Genomic DNA, 17,293 nt, shown 5'->3' on the forward strand with positions numbered 1-17,293 from the left:
GATCGCTGCCAGAATATAGAGTTGCCGAGGAGAGAATGCACTATAAATGAAAAAGATGATTAGAAAAGCCCTAACTTTGCTGTCAGTATACTACGCCTATATGGTTGAGTATCGAGCAGAACTAATTTTATGGGTTTTGGCTGGGTCTTTGCCGATTATCCTCATGGGTATCTGGATACAGGCAGCACAAGGCGGGCAATTTGGGCTATCACCTGTAGATTTTGCCCGTTACTTTATCACGGTTTTCATCGTTAGACAATTAACAGTTGTTTGGGTAATTTGGGACTTTGAAAAAGAGGTCGTGGAAGGCAAGCTTTCGCCCAAGTTGCTACAACCACTCGACCCAGTATGGCATCATGTTGCAGGGCATATTTCTGAAAGATTTGCTAGGCTATCGTTTGCTTTTTTATTAGTGGGATTATTTTTTATTCTTTATCCCCAGGCTTTTTGGGTACCAAGTTTGAGTAGATTTTTGCTGTTTACATTGGCGGTGGTGCTAGCTTTTACTTTGCGGTTTACAATTCAGTACACTTTTGCCATGTTCGCTTTTTGGACAGAACGGGCTAGTGCTTTAGAAAACTTTTGGTTGTTGTTTTATCTATTTTTATCTGGTTTGATAGCACCTTTAGAGGTTTTTCCAGAACCTGTACGGGCAATAGTAATGTTTACGCCTTTTCCGTATTTGATTGATTTTCCTGCGAGTCTTTTGGTAGGGCTACCTGTGGATATAGGGCGAGGATTTTGGTCAATATTTGGTTGGATATTAGTGTTTTTGGGTCTGAATCGCTTCCTTTGGCGTGCGGGTTTGAAGAGGTATTCTGGGATGGGAGCATAAACGATTCATAATTACTAAAGTGGCAATATATTATGATTGACCAAACCTATACACTGATATACTTTGCTATATATTTTATAAATTACTTGGTATCGTCCTAAAGTTTTCTGCCGTCCCCAAGGAATAATCTTCTAACTTAAAATCAGCAAAAGGTTTCTTTTCTAACCTATCCCGTAGTGCTTCATCGAGAATGACACCTACGGATTTATTTTTCACACCAATAATTATAATACTTCTCTGATATGTAGTTAAATCCTGATTTGCCTGACAATTACTCCGTTGAAATTGTCCTAAATTTAATATCCTATAACCTTTGACGCTTGGTGTATTAATAAATAATTTTTTGACTAAAAATTGAATTTGTTTAGAACGTTCTAGAGCCATTCGCTGTTGAACTGCTATATTACCCTTACAAGCAACTGTACCTACAGAGATAATTTCTCTGGGTTCATCCATTATCTTTTGTATCCCTTCTTGTTCTAAGTTCAACTTTAAAAGGTCTATACTAATAATTTCATCGTTATATTTAATTTGAAAATTGCTACCTAAAAGCCATTTATATTCTAGTGATAAAACAGCTATATTAAATTCAGCTCTCCTCCCTTGGCTATCTCTACCTTCTTGATAAGAAAAATAATCAATCTTACCTCTCTTTTCGGGAGATTGACCATAATTTGAATTCACAAGAAATTTTGAGTTTCGCATTGCTAAAGCCACTATACTAAGTAATCCTAATATCACTAGCAACCCTGCAAAAAATTTCAATAGTGGTACTTCTTCTGGCTCTTTCTGTGGGGATGATAAAGTTTTAGGAATTTGCGGGGACAACTCTTCTGTGTTCAAATCAATTACTAAATTAATATTTTCAGGAGTAGTTTCTGTTAGCTGAGTTTCAACAACAGAGGCAGGAGGAATACTATTTTCTGCTTCCTGCTCCGACAACAGCGAGATTGGCTCTGAATCCTCCACTTCTGCAAGTGGCTCCTCTACTCTGGGGGAACCTGGCGCAACAGGTGGGGTTGAATCCTCATCTGAGCAGAACTTTTTGCCTTCTTCAATGTGTTCTAGGCGCTGCAAAATTTCTTGGGCATTAGCAGGACGCTTTTTTATATCTGCTGCTGTGAGCCAATCAATTAAATTTAATAGTAAGGGTGAGATATCGATGGCGTGATTTTGCCAGTGCAATACATTTTGCTGGACATCATACATATCTAAGGGATGCTGTCCCGTTAGCAAGAATATAAAGGTGCGTCCCAAAGCAAAGAAATCTGATTGCGGTACTGCTTGACCATTCATTTGTTCGGGAGCGCTGTAGCCAGATGACATAAGTGCTGTCATCCCGCCGCCATTGCTAATTTGGTCTGGATTGGTTCTGTCAATTTCAGTGGCTGTGCCAAAATCAATCAGTACCAAGTCTCCCCAATCCTTCCCAAGGGGGGATCTAATCATGATATTAGATGGCTTAATATCTCGATGCAGGTATTGTTTACGATGCACTAAATCCAAAATTTCCACTAATTGTTTTAGCCAAGCTACAGCTTGGTCTTCGGAAATGGGGCGATTCTGCTGCTGCTCTAGCCACTGTACTAAGTTGTACCCGTCGATTTTTTCCATTGCAATGCAATGCAACACTAAACCATGTCGGGTTTGATACTGGAAGTAACTATCTTGTTTGGGAATGCCAGGATGGTTGAGTTGTTCCAGCACAGTTACTTCTTGCTGAAATAGTTCTACTGCTCTGGCGTTACCTGATAAATCCTCTTTGAGTATTTTGAGGATTTTAGGAGTATCTTGTTCGTATGCTTCATAAACTTTACTAAACCCTGTTTTGTCACTCAACAGGCACGTCACCCGATAACGTCCTAGCAATTCCAAATGGGAACCACAACTTTGACAAAAGCGGTTTTGTTCATTATTTGGATGATTTGGTGTAGGGCAAACGGGATTGATACAAAGGCTCATGAGTGGCTTATCCGTACTTTAACAGTTATCAGCAGGACTTACGCAAACAATAGCCAAAACCCTTATTTTCAGCTAGGGGCAATTCATGTAGACGCAAAGCGGCTAATCTACGAGTTTTCCAACGGATTACCCGCAGGATATTACCCCTACAGCATTGTAGTTTGGTGTAAGTCCTAATTAGTTATCAATAATCACTAAACGCTGATGACTGATAACTAATAACTGATTTAAGGGGAGCGCAGATGCATAGCCGCTTATCGCTAGACATCCTTCCTATTCATTCTTCTGTTGCCGGATGATAATCCCGTCTAATAATAATGAGATTTTCTATCTGTGTTCTGCCAAAAAAGCTGCAACAGTTTGGTTAAATGCCTCTGGTTGTGTCAAAAACGGCCAGTGATTGCCAGGAACTTGGCAGATGCGTAGTTTTTTGAGATAGGTTTTGTAGGGCTGGATTTGCCAATCTTGGCGATTAAGTCCTTGTTCTGGTTGAACAAAGAGGGCTTGGATATCCAGGGGGATTGTAAAACCAGGCACTTGCATAACTGCTTCAAAAATCCCGTCGCGGGCGGCGATAGTAAATTTGCTACCCCAACTACCATCGGGTTTTTCTTCTATTCCTGCTTGGAAAACTTGCTGCTGCAAGGAACTCCATCCTTGATATTGCTTTAACTGCCGTGCTTGTTGTTCGGCTTCTTCATGACTGGCAAAGGGGCCCATGCTTTTGAGAAAAGGTAAGAAGCGATACAACATGGGAAAAGTTAGCCTGAGAAGGCTGGGCATTTTCCAGATGAAAATGGGATCGACGAGAATTATACTCCGCAAACGCTTTGGGTTTTGTCTTGCCCAGATAGCGGCTAATTTACCTGTCCATGAATGACTTACAATCTGGGCAGATGTCCATCCTAGATGATCCATGAGTGCTTCGAGGTCTGCGATCGCACTTTCAAAAGTATAATCTCTCTCAGGCTTAGTACTTTCGCCATGTCCGCGCATATCTGGTGCGACTATGTGGTAGTCTGCTGCTAAGTCATCTCCTAAGCTAGACCACACTAAAGCATGGTCGCCTAAACCATGTAACAGGAGCAAGGGTTCTTGACCTTGGTTCCACTCTAAGTAAGAAAGTTGGATATCAGGCTTTGATAAAGTTTGACGTACAGGCATCATTGCACATCCACCAATGAAGAGATAGTTTCGCGTTTATATAGTACTGCGAAACATGATGGAGGGTAGGGAGAGATGAGACTTGACAGCTATAACCAAGGCTTGTAAGTTATTCCCAATCTCAACTTTTTTCATAAGTCAATTTTCCTGGATGCGATCGCGTATTTGGAGTCAGAGTAGTTAAATCGTCTATATTGCGTTTCATTGTGGCACAAATCGCATCTAGAGGTAAGTCGTTAGGATCATAACCAAAAGGGTTTTCTATCTCCAAGCCGATTGCTTCAATCCCAAATACTGTAAAACCAACTAAAGCCGCAATTAAACCTGTCCACCAACCCAGACTTTCCACTATTTGAAATGGTAGTAGGAAACAATATAGTAACAATAATTGCTTAAGATGAATGGCGTAAGCTAATGGCATAGGTGTTTTTAAAATCCGTTCACAAGCACCTAAATTATCTACAAGATTATTCAATAATTCTTGCATAGATGTTAACTGGTAGCTATTAAGGCAATTGCGATGATACTGCTCTTGTAAATAATCTCCTATCCAAAATGCAACTTCTATGGGGGGATTATTCATAATCTTCAATTTTCTATACTTAGTAGTTGGCATTAAATCTTCTAACTCGCTATTGACTGCTTCTCCCCGCAAATGTAATTTAGTTGTCACAGCAAAAGCTACCAATAAATTTAATGCTGTAATTTTATTGTCTTTATCTTCTGGAGATATTTCATCAATAGATACCCAAATTTGCCGGGCCAGATTTCGGATGTTATTTACTAGAGAACCCCAGCATTTTCTCCCTTCCCAAAATCGCTCATAAGCAGTATTGGTGCGAAATACCAGTAATAAACCTAAAACAATACTAGGAATAACACTTCCTAAAATCGGTTGGGATACAGGCAGTTCAAAATGGTAAAGAAGAGAAATCAAAAATCCGAAAGCTCCGCAGAATAAAATATGTTTGTAGATTGCTTTTATGACCGAACCTTTAAATTGCAATGTTGTACGTAGCCATGTAATTTTTTCGGCTGTCATGCAGTCACCCTAAGATAATATTTAGCAGATCGATAGATTAAATATCGATACTTTAAAAATAATAACTATATAAATAGCAAAATTGGCAAATAGGATACTTTAAAAAGTTATCTTGATAAAGAACATGATCTGCTGGCGATACAGCACTTCTAGCAGCTATGAGGTACATCCTAAAAGCTGAAAGCAATGATAGGAGATGGGCAAGGAGAAAACTATATTGCATAATAGCCGGAAGCGCTGTAATGATTTTATTCTAGCTTCTGTTATACAATATCGAGTCCGGTTAAATACCTATCATTAGGACTAATGTAAAGAGTTTTTGTCAGCGATTAAGCGACCATTATTTGACACTCCCCGCTTCTATTGAGACGTGGATTCTTGGTTCCCTGACTCGCCGTTAGAGGGCAGGCTTGCGCCAACCGCCCAAGAGGGCAAATCTCCCCAAGCGTAGCTTCCGGTGTGCCCCACCGTAGTTAATCCACGTTTCAGAATATTGATACTGGTATTCACGTCTCTATCTTCTACATAGTAGCAATGAGGTCGCTGTCTGACTCGTTCAATTGTTGAGACACTAATAATTTAAAACCGAAGCGATCGCCTGATCTATCCAACCCCCTTCTTCATGGTTAGTATCTGCCAGCAGTAATACACGCGCATGATTTATTTTATACGCAGAATTCTTACCTGTTGTGACCAATCTTTCTAAGTATGCTTTCTCTTCAGATGTTAGAGATACTATGTATTTTTTCTTCGGCATCACATCTAAATTGAAAAAGGGTATCTATAGATTACCCTGTCCGTGTATCACTCAATTATTTATTGACAGACTACTACTGTGATTCAATAATTCGTGGGAAAAAATAACCACTACCTCTTGCTGTGATAATCAACTCTGGTAAGTTGGGGTCATCTTCTACCTTTGTCCGCAATCGGGAGATATGCACATCTACTACACGGGTGTCTAAATGAAGTCCTGGTACGCAACCCCACAATAGCTGCAACATTTCTAATCGGGAAAAAACCTTTCCAGAATTGTTTACCAACAACTCTAGCAAGCTAAATTCCACACCTGTCAGGCGAATGCGTTGCTCATTTTTATAGACTTGCCGCTTATTTGTATCAATTTTGAGATTGCCCACACGAATTATCGTGGAATTAGGAGTGGTATTGACACTAGTTTTGTGGAAGCATCGCCTTAGTATGCAGGCAATCCGAGCTTCTAACTCCTTGGGAGAGAAAGGCTTTGTCATGTAGTCATCAGCACCTAATTCTAGCCCAGTAATCCTATCGGCTACGTTTCCCAAGGCTGTAAGCATAATAATTGGTACATCTGATTCTTTTCGTAATTCTTGGCATACACCGTAGCCATCGAGCTTTGGCATCATCACATCCAAAACTATTAAGTCAGGAGTGGATACACGAAAAGTTGACAAAGCTTCTTCACCATCGCTAGCTGTGACGACATCATAGCCAATCATGGAAAGACGCGTCTCTAAAATCCGACGTATGCTCGCTTCGTCGTCTACTACCAGGATTTTTCCTTTATGACCTGACAAGTTTCTCAATGCTCCTTTACAGCGAGAACTCTTAACCCTCTATTATCAGGCTTGATTGAGTCTAAAACACAAAACGGCCTTGGACTTACTCTAAAGCAGTAGTGTAAATTCCTCAAAGCATTTGTGCAAAATTATGCTAAGGCATCTGTACCCAAATAGAGATTTGTACTCGATTAAGAAATTCCTCAGCAGGGGACTCGTATTTTCCATAGATTTAGTGTATCTTGTTTATTCCGTGCAATTATTAACACTCATTTCACCCACGACTTTTTACAACTCTGTTGTCATCTGACTTTTCAGCTAATGGCTTTGATATTCAGTGAATGAAAACTTTTAATTAATAAATATGAAGATCATCAAAAAATCTGAAACGCTGACCCTGAAGAAAATGATGGAAATCCAAGACGCTGAAGACCAAAATCTTCAAGCTGATACCGTCAATTTTTCACCCCCTGTGGTTGATGAGCAACCAGTAGCGATTCCAGAGCCTAGAGAACCTGACTACATTCCATTGCGCGATAATCCCATAGTCCAATCTGTTGGCAATTCTGGCTGGCAAATTTCTGATATTTGGCGGGATATCCGCGTAGATGATTTTTGTAATTTTGGATAACTGTCAACTGTGCTTGTTGAAACTGCTATAAAGCTTTTAACGTATCGGTAATTTGTCAACCTCAAGACTTCAAGGTAATTCCAAATTTATCTTTGATTTTGACTTGGATTGATTGGATCTATAGGTGGTTTATTTTTTTACAATTTTCAACCATCTTTAGTCAAGTTAACTGTATTTCTGGTGTAATCGCCCGGCTCAAAGCTAGCAATTATTTACGATATCCATTCAATACTGTTTTGAGACAGCTTATCGCTTGGGAATCTTGCCCGTTAAAAGACGGGCGAGGTTCCTATCCTAGTGGTCTGCCCCATTAATTTTGCTAGGTTTGTAGTAAGCACTTTAGTGCTTGAATATTTGAGGACTAAATTCCTCACTACAAGCGTATTTACCCCTCAAATTTAATGGGACAGACTACTAGCTCTATTCCAAATAAAGCATTGTATATATATCTATCACTCTTATTTCTCCGAATAAATCGGATGCGAGTTGCGATTTCGGATACCTCGCAATCCGACAATTTTCTATTTTCTCTGCTTAGAGTGATAGAGCGCTAATCACAATTAAACAACCACAAAATTATTTTTGCTTAGTGACAAACCAGCAGATAGTTGTGCAAATTGTACCTGAGTAAAGGCGATCGCACTACCATCTTGGTCAAAGAACAATGCACCTGTAACATCGTTGTAAATAAATCGCTCAGTGTTAGTGGTTGCAGATACTCCGATATTAAACTGACTAGCTGAAAGCGAACCGATTGATAACTCGCCACCAAAATCAGCAGCAGATACCTGAATCAGTTCATTAGTCGGGTCGAAATCATAAAGTCTATCAATACCTTTATTGAAACTATAGAAAGCAAAGGTGTCAGTACCATCCCATCCATAGAGGGTATCATCACCGTTGCCACCGATGATGGTATCATTGCCACCACCACCGGCGAGGGTATCATTCCCATTGCTCCCCGTAATCAATTCATCGTAGTATGTACCTATGATGTCTAATCGTTCTATATTCGTGTAGCTAACCTGATTTATCCCAGCCGTAATTAAGCCAGTGTTAGTAGTAGCATTGAAAGTTGAATTCATTGCCTCCTCACCACCGTTGTTATGGACGATCAATAAATCGTCACCTGCGCCCCCATCTATTGTGTCATTGCCGCGACTAATAACCTCAACCTCATGAAGTTCACGATATCCGACAGAATAATAAGAGTTTCCTATTATTCTGTCATTGCCATTGCTCCCCACAATCAAGTCATCGTAGTCTGTAACTTTTATCTCTAATCGTTCGATATTCTTGTAGCTAACCCGATTTGTCCCCGCCGTAATTGAGCCAGTGTTAGTGATGGCATCGAAAGTCGAAGTGATTCCCTCAGCACCATAGTAATAATTGAAGCTCAACAAATCGTCACCTATTCCCCCATCTACCGTATCATTACCACTAGAACCTGGGTTGAGCGTATCGTTGCCATTATTCCCTACAATCAAGTCATCGTAGGCTGTACCTGTGATATTTAATCGTTCGATATTCTTGTAATTAAGCCGATTCGTGCCTGCCGTAATTGTTCCAATATTAGTAGTAGCATTGAATGCCGTTGTGATTCCTTCATTAAGTCCGAAATAATAGGGGCTATATGACAACAAATCTTCACCTGTTCCCCCATCTACCGTATCATTGCCACTAGCACCTGGGTTGAGCGTATCGTTGCCATTATTCCCTAAAATAAAGTCATCGTGGTATGTACCCGTGATATCGAATTGTTCGATATTCTTGTAGCTAACCCGATTTGTCCCCGCCGTAATTGAGCCAGTGTTAGTGATGGCATCGAAAGTCGAAGTGATTCCCTCAGTACCAGAGTAATAATTGAAGCTCAACAAATCATCACCTATTCCCCCATCTACCGTATCATTACCACTAAGACCTGGGTTGAGCGTATCGTTGCCATTATTCCCTACAATCAAGTCATCGTAGTCTGTACCTGTAATATTTAATCGTTCTATATTTTTGTAGCTAACCCAGTTTGTCCCCGTCGTAATTGAGCCAGTGTTAGTTATGGTATTGAAAGTCGAAGTGATTCCCTCAGTACCATAGTAATCATTAGTGTCATAAGACAAAAAATCGTCATCGGCTCCCCCATCTATCGTGTCATTGCCACTGTAGTTTTTGGAGAACGTATCGTTTCCGTCACCACCATTCAGAAGGTTATTAGCTTTTGAAAAGTTAACAATGAAGTTATCGTTACCAGCACCTCCATTGAGGGTATTATTTCCAGTTACGTAAATGATTTCATAGTAGGCATCGTAGCCTGATACATAGAGATTATCGTTACCATCGTCCCCATTCATAAGGTTTTCGCCTGGTAAAGAATCAAGATTCAAAGAACGACCGAAAGAATTAATATACAAGGTATCGTCGCCAGTACTACCAAAAAGGGTATTATTCCCACCACCACTGCCTAGGTTGTCATTGCCCGTACCACCGTTTAGGAAGTCATTGCCCGTACCACCGTCTAGGAAGTCATTGCCCGTACCACCGTCTAGGGAGTCATTGCCAGTACCACCGTCTAGGAAGTCATTGTCTTCACCACCAATGAGAGAGTCATTGCCTGCACCACCAATGAGAGTATCATTGCCAGTATCACCGCGCAGCAAGTCGTCACCACTCTTACCATCGATTTTGTCATTACCCCCTTGACCATTCACCACATCATCTGAATTGTCAAAACCTGTAATGTTGTTATCGAGGTCATTAAGAAATGTCACTGTGTTTTTATTGAACAGATTACTTTGAGTGGAGTTGGCATTAAATACATCAAAACTGTCGGCGATGCTGGTTTGTCCATTAAACAAGATATTGCCAATAGCAGGTCGTGAAGAATTTGCTGGTAGATTATCCAGGTTTTCTAATTTGAAATTTTGAAGGATGACTTTTGTACTAGCCACATTTTCAAAGGTGATTTCCAGATTGCTGCCCTTCTGAGTAAGCAACAGATTTTTAGCAGTGAACCAAGCACCTTGGAATTGGATGGTATCCACTTCGGCAATCACTGCTGCTGATGGAGTTACGCCTTTACCTACGCCACCGAAATCAGTGATGGTATCAGTGCCGTTACTCAAGGAAATGTAGTAATCAGACTCATAAACAAATTTATCCTTGCCACCGCCACCAGTTAGGGTGTCGTTGCCATTTTGAGATGTTATGGTATCATCCTTGGCTTTACCATTAATTGTGTCTTCAGTGTCGCTACCTAGTAGGGTATCATTACCGTTCGTTCCAATGATATTTGCCATTATTTTTTCCTACCTGAATCAATTTTTTCAGTAAATTAAGTTCTCAAGTTGCTGTTAATGCTGTTTGAGGGCAAAAAAATCGTCGAATGTTGATGTTTCTACATACTTTTATGTCACCCTTGAGGGTTACAAATTTTTCTTTCAAAATTACTCATTTGATTAGCTTGCAAGTGTTACTTATGCAGCTTCGGGCTTTCTAAGTCTTAGCCTCTGTACAAATTTATGAGCATAAGGATTCACAAAAACAATTAGTTTCAGACTAGCTTGAAAAGAAGGAATACTTGGCAGGGCATAAGAGGAGGAATCTCTATGCCTTCGTTGTAGGCTATTGCCGTTGGTGTTTAGCTTGAAAACAGGAAATATGTAAATAACCTGATAATAAACACATACCGAATTTTTACTTAGATGTCTATATCTAAATGAATGTCTTTGCATACTCTTCATATCATTTGCTTTTCGATCGCAAACTGTTCAATGTCAAAGGAGTTACGGAGAACCTGTTCATCTCCTATCGTTGTCACGCCACTACTGGATTTCAGAATAATTCCTCATGGTCTTGAAGTGAACCAAGGCTTATGCAAAACTTGAGATCCTTCGCTTCTAGCCTACTTTTAAGGAATTGATCAATGGCGCGTCTAGCCCTGCTGAGTGTATCTAACAAAACTGGTATAATTGACCTAGCCCGTAGCTTGGTTGAAGAATTTGACTTTGATTTAATCAGCAGTGGGGGAACAGCCCAAGCACTCAAAGATGCAGGACTCCCTGTCACCAAAGTTGCAGATTACACAGGTTCTCCAGAAATTTTAGGTGGTCGAGTCAAAACGCTACATCCCCGGATTCATGGCGGAATTTTGGCACGGCGAGATGTTCCCCAAGATATTACAGATTTAGAAAATAACCAAATTCGCCCGATTGATTTAGTGGTGGTCAATTTATATCCCTTTGAGGAAACGATCGCTAAACCAGGGGTAACATTCTTAGAAGCTGTTGAACAAATTGATATCGGTGGCCCAGCAATGCTGCGGGCATCATCGAAAAACTTCGCCCATCTCGCTGTACTATGCGACCCAGCGCAATATGACGAGTATTTACAGGAATTGCGCCAAAATAATGGTGTAGCATCCCTAGAGTTTCGGCAAAAGGCAGCATTAAAAGGATTTTCGCATACTGCTAGTTACGATCAAGCGATCGCATCTTATCTCGCAGAAGCACAGCAGTACACCCTTAGCGGCACACAATTACAATCTCTGCGTTACGGCGAGAACCCACATCAACCCGCCACCTGGTATCAAACTGGTACTACTCCAACGGGATGGGCAGCTGCAACGAAACTTCAAGGCAAAGAACTTAGTTACAATAACTTAGTTGATTTAGAAGCCGCACGCCGAATTATTGCTGAATTCACTGATACCCCAGCCGCAACGATTATCAAACATACAAATCCCTGTGGTACGGCATTGGGAAGTACAATTTCCGAAGCGTATCAAAAAGCTTTTAATGCTGATTCTACTTCTGCCTTTGGTGGAATTGTCGCACTCAACTGTCCGATTGATGCGGCTACGGCTAGCGAGTTAACTAAAACATTTCTTGAATGTGTGGTTGCACCAAGTTGTGATGCCGAAGCGCAAGAAATCTTGGCAAAGAAATCTAACGTGCGGGTTTTGACTCTAGCTGATTTGAGCAGTGGCCCTAAGAATACAGTGAAAGCGATCGCAGGTGGTTTTCTCGTCCAAACTAGCGATGACATTGTTGCTGATACTAGTCAATGGCAAGTTGTCACCGAACGTCAACCCACCGACAGTGAATTAGCCGAATTACTGTTTGCTTGGAAAGTTTGCAAACACGTGAAATCTAATGCCATTGTTGTAACTAGCGATCGCACTACACTAGGAGTAGGTGCTGGTCAAATGAACCGCGTCGGATCAGTTAAAATTGCCTTAGAACAAGCTGGAGAAAAAGCCAAAGGTGCAACTCTCGCCAGCGATGGATTCTTCCCCTTCGATGATTCCGTCAAAACAGCCGCAGCCGCAGGAATTACAGCCATTGTCCAACCAGGGGGAAGTCTGCGCGATAAAGATTCAATCAAAGCTGCTAACGAATTGGGTTTGCTGATGGTTTTAACTGGTGTACGTCACTTTTTACACTAAATCATTGCTTATTGAGTGTGCGGTTTACAAAGTGTCACACTATATACTTTCTTTATGATTGAAGCAATGATATTATCTAATCGTGTGTGAGGAGCAAGTTAAAAATAAAAAGCGTTTGGGGTGGAAACACGGCAACACTCCCAAGCGCTTTTTAATTGGTCAGAAATTGGATTGCTTGTGCAGTTTTAAAAATGCCACTCAATATACTTGCCATTAAATAGAAGTAGTGATATGGTTTATTTGTGTGTGAGGAGCAAGTTGAGAATAAAAAATGCCTGGGGTGGAAACACGGCAACACTCCTGGGCATTTTTTAATTTGTATATAAAAATTGGATTGTTGGTACAGTTTTAAAAGTGTCACTGACTTTAATCGCCTTTTCATTGAACCAGTGATAGCATTTAGCTGTGTGAGGAGCAAGTTAAAAATAAAGAGCGCCTGGGGTGGAAACACGGCAACACTCCCAGGCGTTTTTTAATTGATATGTAAAAACCAGCACTTGCAGATCCTCTGGAATTATAATCAGCTACAGTCTAAAATCCAGTAAACCTCACACCCAATCAGAAATTCAGGTGCAAATCAATCGGCTGACTGAACAAATTCAATTCATCATCGAAATTGATCGATTGAAGCATATAATGCGGCAAACCCTACTTATGGATGGGTCACGCCGAGAAAATAGTGCAGAACACTCTTGGCATTTAGCTGTAATGGCGATCGCCTTAGTAGATTATGCCCCAGACGGTGTTGATATATTCCATGCCATCAAAATGCTGCTAATCCACGATTTGGTAGAAATTGATGCAGGTGACACCTTTTGTTACGATGTGCAGGGTAACGACAGCAAAGCAGTAAGAGAAGCACAAGCAGCATTGCGTTTATTCGGACTTTTGCCAGCAGACCAAGATAGTGAGTTGCGTTTACTCTGGGATGAGTTTGAAGCAGGAGAAACACCCACCGCCAAATTTGCCGCAGCCTTAGACCGTATACAGCCTTTGCTGCATAATCAGCAAACTCAGGGCGGAACTTGGCGTATTCATGGCATTAGCCGCAATCAGGTGATGAAACGGGTTGCACCAGTAGAAACAGGTGCGCCGGAACTGTGGCCCTTTGTCCTGCAATTGATTGATGATTGTGTGACAGCAGGATATCTTAAAGATGATGCTGCCCTAATTACTCAAGATTTTCGCGCTGAGAATTGCTAGCTTTTTCCTAAGCCAAGTGTATAGGTTCTAAAATCGTTTCTTTAACCATTTCATCTATAGATTTTGGGTTGCGGAGGTGAACTCACAACCTTTTGCAATTGCTCTCCATTTTGTTGGAGATTAAGTGTAGTTCTATATTTGCAAAAGAGTCTGCACCAAATGCCTGATTAAATACTTAAAAAGTGGGTGACGAGGGATTTGAACCCGCAACCAATAGATTAAGAGTCTACTGCTCTACCGTTGAGCTAGTCACCCACACGAATTACCATCATAGCACAAGTTCTGAGAATTTAGCTAGTGATATCGCCCAAAAAACGAATTAAAGGGGGAATTTGATGGTGAAGGTGGTTTGACCGGCTCCACTCTCTACATAAATTGAGCCGCCTAAATGTCTGACCATTTTCTGCACTAATGCTAATTCCAGTCCAGTGCCGCTGTGTTTCCAAGGATCGTGTTTGGAAAGGTGATAAAAAGGCTCAAAAATCCGTGACAGTTCATTGCTGGTAAGCTCTAGTCCAGAATTGCTTATATTAAGCTCTACTGCATCCCCTCTTAAGTGGGTAGAGACTGTGACTGATTCACCTGCTGGGGTATATTTGCAGACATGGTTGAGTAGTTCGGTGATAATCCTCTCCATATCTGTGATATCTGTCTCTAAAGGTGGGAGTGCGCTATCTAGACTCAGTTTTAACTGCTGTCGCTGACAGTTGGTGAGGTCTCGAAAAGACTCGACAATGGGCTGAAGCCAGCTTTGTAAGTCAATGGCAATCAATGTTGGGGGTTCGGGTTCTGCTTCGAGATATGTGAGTTTGAGTAGATCGTTAATTAACTTGCTTTCTCGCGCACACTCGTTATGCAGAATCTGCAAGAGTTGTGGAACTATTTCTATCTCTAATATTTCTGCTGGTGTTAAGACACTTTCGAGGGTTTGGACTGCAAGGCTGATGCTAGTTATTGGGGTTCGCAGTTCTTGAGAGAGATTTCGGAGAAATTGATTTTTGAGCCGATCGCAATTTTCTAATTCTTTTACCTGTATCTGGGTTTGTTGGTAAAGTTGAGCTTGGCGAATTGCGATCGCACATTCATTGGCAACCTGCTGCACTAACTCAATTTCAAATTCATCAAATGCTTCTTGTGATGGTCTTGTCAACCAAAGATTTCCCAAAATCCCTTGAGTATCGAAAATTGGACAAGCCATCTGGGACATAACCAATAGGTTTGGTTGCCATCCAGGGGCAATTTCTAAAAATTGCAGAGGTTGTTTTTGCAACAAGGGTTGATAAACTTCCAGACGGTCTGCAATCTGTCTGGTCAATTCTCGACACTGCGGTAGGTTGATGCTGTACTCGTAGGCAATAGTTACCAGGGTTTGACAGGGGCTATAGAGTTCAATTTGGCAACGTTCAAGGTTCAGTAACTCTGTTAATTCCTGAGTGACAGTCTGCAACACCTGAGCTTCATCCAGACGATCGCGGATTTGTTCTGTCATCCGGCGCACCAAGGCTTCAAAGTTTCGTACCTGCTGCAACTGATTTTTGTGCTTCTGTTTTTGCAACTCTATTTCGGCTTTGAGATCCTTGAACTGCTGACGAAGTTCTGCTTGTTGCACAGCAATGCCGATTTGAGTTGCCAGTTGTTTGAGTAAGCTAGTTTCTGCTTGCTGCCATTGACGTGATTCTTGGCAATGATGGGCAATCAATAGCCCCCACATATCTTGCTCTTGGAAAATCGGCACGACTACATTGGCTCTAATCTGCAAAGATGCCAGGAAATCTATATGGTAAGGATGCAAGTCTGCTGCATAAATATCCTCAACAACTTGAATGCAACCTTGCCCGTAGTGTTCTGGATTGCTACTAAAGCAGGGATCGATGATGTTTTTTCCCAAGAGTGAATCGCTTGCAGCGACGCTTGCGGCAACAATTACCCCACTGCCATCAGGCTGGAAGCGATAAATTAGAATGCGATCGCAATTCAAAAATTGCCGCAGTTCAATTGTTGTCTGATGCAGAATTGTCTCTAATTCTACAGATTGGTGAATTCGTCCGGCGATCGCTTCTAGCAATTGCTCCCGTTCAAACTGGAGTCCGACTGCTTCTTGGGCTTGCTTCACAGGAGTGATATTACTACTAGTACCAATCAGTCGATAAATCCGAGAGTTAGCATCCCTTAGTGGCGTGAGAGTCGTACTCCACCAAGTAGTAACCCCCTGGAATTGCAAACATTGTTCGTAAGAAATAGTTTTACCAAATAGCACACAGTCAGCATAGTGCTGACGCACCCTCGCAGCATCGATGGGGGAGAGAATATCCTCTGGTTTTTTGCCTCGGAGATCGTCTGAGCGAATGCCTATCCACCGCTCATGAGTAGGATTAAGTGCCACATACTGAAAATCTCCATCCTCTAGAACATCTACTACAAATATTGATGCCTGCACAGAATCGTACATGCTCAGTAGAAATTGCTCACTACTATTTTTCTCATCTACTTCCGTGCCAAAGATAATTTGAGGGGGCGATAATTTTGTCAACTCCATAGTTGATTCTGCTGGATTTTTATTCATGCGAGAGTCCCTTTCTGGTATTACTGACTCTTCTAGGCGCTCTCTTATCGTTATGCTTGTAGTAGATGCACTTTAGCGCCTATAGCAAAGTATTGTCAGCTGTTGCTCATCGAAATTAAATCTTTCTCTACTTCTGGTCAGAAATCTAGGAAAGCTAATATAAGTCAGCTTAACAAATCCTGCTTTTTGAAGGCGAAAATACATTTGCAGTTGAGGGCAAATCTAATGATTTTTTGAACAGTTTTCCAAAATTTTTGCATATACTTAAGTACAATCATCATATTATATCAATTAATTTTACAATTCTTAATAAACTTATTGGGTGAGGCTGGGTAATAGGAACTCACGACCGCAATTTCTGAGCATTCATTCCGGTGAGGATACCAACTAGCAGCCAAGTGATAGCTAACCCCATAACTTCGCCTAAGAATAATTGCGTTAAGTGGTGCAAAATCATCCCCACAGCAGAACCCACGGGGACAGCAACAGCCCAACTTACCGAAGAGACAAATATCCATCGCCACGCCACAGGCTGGGGAATTGCTAACCATTGTGTCAATCCAATTCCCAAGCCGCCAAGTGCGCCATAAATGGCTCCCGACAGGATTCTCAAAGGAAGAATCTGAATGCTGGGTACAATCCAACCTACCGCACCAATACCGATCGCAGTGATGATACTCCAACCCAAAAGACTTGACAAAATCCACCTGATGCAAAATACAGGTTCTTTGAGAAGACAACCTTGAGGAAGTGCGATCGCAAATCCGCCGATAGCTGCTTCTACCACCCCAACATCTGGCTGATCGCCAACTTCAATAAAAAGTAAACTCAATAAAAAACCGCCACAAGTAGCGATAGTCCACAGCAGTGTAAAGCTAAATCTAGTATTTTCCGGCGCGAATGACATTAAGGGGAATT

The 17,293-nt window shown here is 41.3% G+C and carries 11 protein-coding genes, 1 tRNA gene and 2 pseudogenes; 4 read left to right on the plus strand and 10 right to left on the minus strand.

What is annotated here, in order from left to right; translation table 11 throughout:
• Nucleotides 1-46 precede the first annotated feature (46 nt).
• Nucleotides 47-835 carry an ABC transporter permease gene (locus ACFFRD_RS11040; RefSeq protein ID WP_392481492.1) on the plus strand — a complete coding sequence of 263 codons (789 nt, stop codon included), beginning with the start codon at nucleotides 47-49 and terminating at the stop codon, nucleotides 833-835.
• Between the two features lie 75 nt (nucleotides 836-910).
• On the opposite strand, the gene ACFFRD_RS11045 is transcribed toward ACFFRD_RS11040, so the two are convergent.
• The 6 genes and pseudogenes from ACFFRD_RS11045 to rpaB all read right to left on the minus strand — a co-directional run bounded on the left by ACFFRD_RS11045 (nucleotide 911) and on the right by rpaB (nucleotide 6,559).
• Nucleotides 911-2,797, minus strand: a complete 1,887-nt coding sequence (locus ACFFRD_RS11045; RefSeq protein ID WP_392481493.1) for a protein kinase — start codon at nucleotides 2,795-2,797, stop codon at nucleotides 911-913.
• A gap of 327 nt (nucleotides 2,798-3,124) precedes the next feature.
• A complete protein-coding gene (locus ACFFRD_RS11050; RefSeq protein ID WP_392483047.1) occupies nucleotides 3,125-3,961 on the minus strand; it encodes an alpha/beta fold hydrolase in 837 nt (278 codons plus the stop codon).
• Between the two features lie 121 nt (nucleotides 3,962-4,082).
• Nucleotides 4,083-5,003 (minus strand): bestrophin family protein, encoded by a 921-nt coding sequence (locus ACFFRD_RS11055; protein WP_392481494.1) that lies wholly within the window; start codon nucleotides 5,001-5,003, stop codon nucleotides 4,083-4,085.
• Between the two features lie 360 nt (nucleotides 5,004-5,363).
• On the minus strand, nucleotides 5,364-5,513 hold the full coding sequence (locus ACFFRD_RS11060) for a hypothetical protein (RefSeq protein ID WP_392483270.1): 150 nt from the start codon (nucleotides 5,511-5,513) through the stop codon (nucleotides 5,364-5,366).
• 30 nt (nucleotides 5,514-5,543) lie between these two features.
• Nucleotides 5,544-5,760, minus strand: a pseudogene (locus ACFFRD_RS11065) (IS630 family transposase); the annotation flags it as partial.
• Nucleotides 5,761-5,833: 73 nt separating this feature from the next.
• Nucleotides 5,834-6,559, minus strand: coding sequence for a response regulator transcription factor RpaB (rpaB, locus tag ACFFRD_RS11070; protein ID WP_012412533.1), 726 nt, complete (start codon nucleotides 6,557-6,559; stop codon nucleotides 5,834-5,836).
• Between the two features lie 346 nt (nucleotides 6,560-6,905).
• Between rpaB and ACFFRD_RS11075 the strand changes: the two genes are divergently transcribed.
• Nucleotides 6,906-7,172 carry a hypothetical protein gene (locus tag ACFFRD_RS11075; protein ID WP_179073055.1) on the plus strand — a complete coding sequence of 89 codons (267 nt, stop codon included), beginning with the start codon at nucleotides 6,906-6,908 and terminating at the stop codon, nucleotides 7,170-7,172.
• 560 nt (nucleotides 7,173-7,732) lie between these two features.
• Here the strand turns inward: ACFFRD_RS11075 and ACFFRD_RS11080 are convergent.
• A pseudogene (locus ACFFRD_RS11080) lies at nucleotides 7,733-10,462 on the minus strand (beta strand repeat-containing protein); the annotation flags it as partial.
• Between the two features lie 626 nt (nucleotides 10,463-11,088).
• Between ACFFRD_RS11080 and purH the strand changes: the two are divergent.
• Nucleotides 11,089-12,609 (plus strand): bifunctional phosphoribosylaminoimidazolecarboxamide formyltransferase/IMP cyclohydrolase, encoded by a 1,521-nt coding sequence (gene purH, locus ACFFRD_RS11085; protein ID WP_392481495.1) that lies wholly within the window; start codon nucleotides 11,089-11,091, stop codon nucleotides 12,607-12,609.
• Nucleotides 12,610-13,179: 570 nt separating this feature from the next.
• Nucleotides 13,180-13,812, plus strand: a complete 633-nt coding sequence (locus ACFFRD_RS11090) for an HD family hydrolase (RefSeq protein WP_392481496.1) — start codon at nucleotides 13,180-13,182, stop codon at nucleotides 13,810-13,812.
• A gap of 183 nt (nucleotides 13,813-13,995) precedes the next feature.
• Here the strand turns inward: ACFFRD_RS11090 and ACFFRD_RS11095 are convergent.
• The 3 genes from ACFFRD_RS11095 to ACFFRD_RS11105 all read right to left on the minus strand — a co-directional run bounded on the left by ACFFRD_RS11095 (nucleotide 13,996) and on the right by ACFFRD_RS11105 (nucleotide 17,282).
• Nucleotides 13,996-14,067: transfer RNA gene (locus ACFFRD_RS11095), tRNA-Lys, on the minus strand.
• Between the two features lie 64 nt (nucleotides 14,068-14,131).
• Nucleotides 14,132-16,375, minus strand: coding sequence for a GAF domain-containing protein (locus tag ACFFRD_RS11100; RefSeq protein WP_392481497.1), 2,244 nt, complete (start codon nucleotides 16,373-16,375; stop codon nucleotides 14,132-14,134).
• 343 nt (nucleotides 16,376-16,718) lie between these two features.
• The gene (locus tag ACFFRD_RS11105) at nucleotides 16,719-17,282 is read right to left on the minus strand and encodes a hypothetical protein (protein ID WP_392481498.1); all 564 of its coding nucleotides are present in this window, start codon (nucleotides 17,280-17,282) and stop codon (nucleotides 16,719-16,721) included.
• Between the last annotated feature and the right edge of the window lie 11 nt (nucleotides 17,283-17,293).

Source organism: Nostoc sp. C110, from assembly GCF_043099725.1.
In the GTDB taxonomy this organism is placed as follows: Bacteria; Cyanobacteriota; Cyanobacteriia; order Cyanobacteriales; family Nostocaceae; genus Nostoc; species Nostoc muscorum_A.

What these genes read in the sequence shown, in the direction of transcription:
- ACFFRD_RS11040 (WP_392481492.1), top strand. Translation starts at nt 47, where the DNA reads ATGAAAAAGATGATTAGAAAAGCCCTAACTTTGCTGTCAGTATACTAC.
- ACFFRD_RS11045 (WP_392481493.1), bottom strand. Translation starts at nt 2,797, where the DNA reads ATGAGCCTTTGTATCAATCCCGTTTGCCCTACACCAAATCATCCAAAT.
- ACFFRD_RS11050 (WP_392483047.1), bottom strand. Translation starts at nt 3,961, where the DNA reads ATGCCTGTACGTCAAACTTTATCAAAGCCTGATATCCAACTTTCTTAC.
- ACFFRD_RS11055 (WP_392481494.1), bottom strand. Translation starts at nt 5,003, where the DNA reads ATGACAGCCGAAAAAATTACATGGCTACGTACAACATTGCAATTTAAA.
- ACFFRD_RS11075 (WP_179073055.1), top strand. Translation starts at nt 6,906, where the DNA reads ATGAAGATCATCAAAAAATCTGAAACGCTGACCCTGAAGAAAATGATG.
- purH (WP_392481495.1), top strand. Translation starts at nt 11,089, where the DNA reads ATGGCGCGTCTAGCCCTGCTGAGTGTATCTAACAAAACTGGTATAATT.
- ACFFRD_RS11100 (WP_392481497.1), bottom strand. Translation starts at nt 16,375, where the DNA reads ATGAATAAAAATCCAGCAGAATCAACTATGGAGTTGACAAAATTATCG.
- ACFFRD_RS11105 (WP_392481498.1), bottom strand. Translation starts at nt 17,282, where the DNA reads ATGTCATTCGCGCCGGAAAATACTAGATTTAGCTTTACACTGCTGTGG.